3 protein-coding genes and 1 pseudogene are annotated in these 1,052 nt (G+C 40.9%); all 4 read right to left on the bottom strand.

Features of this window, described 5'->3' with window-relative positions; genetic code table 11:
• A pseudogene (locus tag PX636_RS09315) lies at window positions 1–171 on the bottom strand (IS701 family transposase); the annotation flags it as partial.
• Window positions 172–195: 24 nt separating this feature from the next.
• Window positions 196–516 (bottom strand): S8 family serine peptidase, encoded by a 321-nt coding sequence (locus tag PX636_RS09310; protein WP_288116868.1) that lies wholly within the window; start codon window positions 514–516, stop codon window positions 196–198.
• Between the two features lie 10 nt (window positions 517–526).
• Complete coding sequence (locus PX636_RS09305) at window positions 527–733, bottom strand: type II toxin-antitoxin system HicB family antitoxin (protein WP_287731361.1); 207 nt, start codon at window positions 731–733, stop codon at window positions 527–529.
• A 36-nt stretch (window positions 734–769) separates the two neighbouring features.
• The gene (locus PX636_RS09300) at window positions 770–994 is read right to left on the bottom strand and encodes a hypothetical protein (RefSeq protein ID WP_288116866.1); all 225 of its coding nucleotides are present in this window, start codon (window positions 992–994) and stop codon (window positions 770–772) included.
• Window positions 995–1,052: the final 58 nt, after the last annotated feature.

The raw sequence follows: 1,052 nt of genomic DNA, 5'->3' as shown, positions 1-1,052 counted from the left end.
GACGGCATTATTGGCCATTTGAGTGAGGTTTTTCCTCTCACTTTCCCCTAATAATCCTCCTAAATATTGTCTGAAGCCGTTTTTTTGCGCTTCGTTTTTGAAGCAATTGTCAAACCGCCGACACCATCGGTCAAAGCAGGGAGGCATCGCAGCTGGGGTTGTCTCTTTCATCGCTGATCTTTCAACGTAAAGTGCTTACTCTTTAACGATTATACTCGATTTGATCTTTATTTGGCGTTTAAGTCCCAGTAGGCCTCGACACTGGGGGGCAATACCTTGGATGTCGCTATTGGGTTGTCCGAAGATGAGGCTGGCGATATGGGTTCCGTGGGTGGACATTTGCCCGGCGGTGGCTTGATGCTGGACGAGGGTGGGTAAACGGGTTAGGTCTGCCCCGTTGAAGCAGGGATGGTCGGTATCAACTACACCATCAAGAATGGCGACGGTTATTGCTGATGCGCCTTTGGTTTGTTTTTGTAGTTCTTTTAATCCCGGAATGGTTGGGAAATTAGTCATTAGTAATTTTCTAAGCTATTTGTAATAGTTTTGGCGAGGGCAAAGGTTTATTTTCTTGGGTATATATATCTACCAAATCTTCTAAAACTTCTTGGGCATTATCAAGGGCTTCTTGATAGGTGCTGCCGTGAGTTTGAGCGTATTTTCCCCATTCGGGTAAACTGGCGATATAGGCATTATCTTCTTCAGACCATTGAATTAAAATGCTATATTTCATGATTAATCATCTCCTTGTTCTAATTATTCTAATTCTTTAATTGCTGTCATATAGTATGGTTTTTAATTCATCAATAATATCTTCTAAAGGTTGCGGTTTTAATTCTCCTATTTGAAAAGCTTCCCTCGCTTCTTTAGCATTTCGGGCTATTTCGTCTCGATAGGATTCTATCATTTGATTTTTGACAATTTCTATTAACATTTCTCTCTGTTCAATAGGTAGTTCATTAACTGTCATAAGAGCTTGTTCTAATGTCATCATAATTTATCCTCTCTTGATCGTTGTAAAAGGTAATGGGTTCGACGGTAATCATGGGGGT

Source organism: Microcystis sp. M53598_WE2 (assembly GCF_030067735.1).
In the GTDB taxonomy this organism is placed as follows: domain Bacteria; phylum Cyanobacteriota; class Cyanobacteriia; order Cyanobacteriales; family Microcystaceae; genus Microcystis; species Microcystis aeruginosa.
This window is presented reverse-complemented; position numbering and strand designations above follow the sequence as displayed.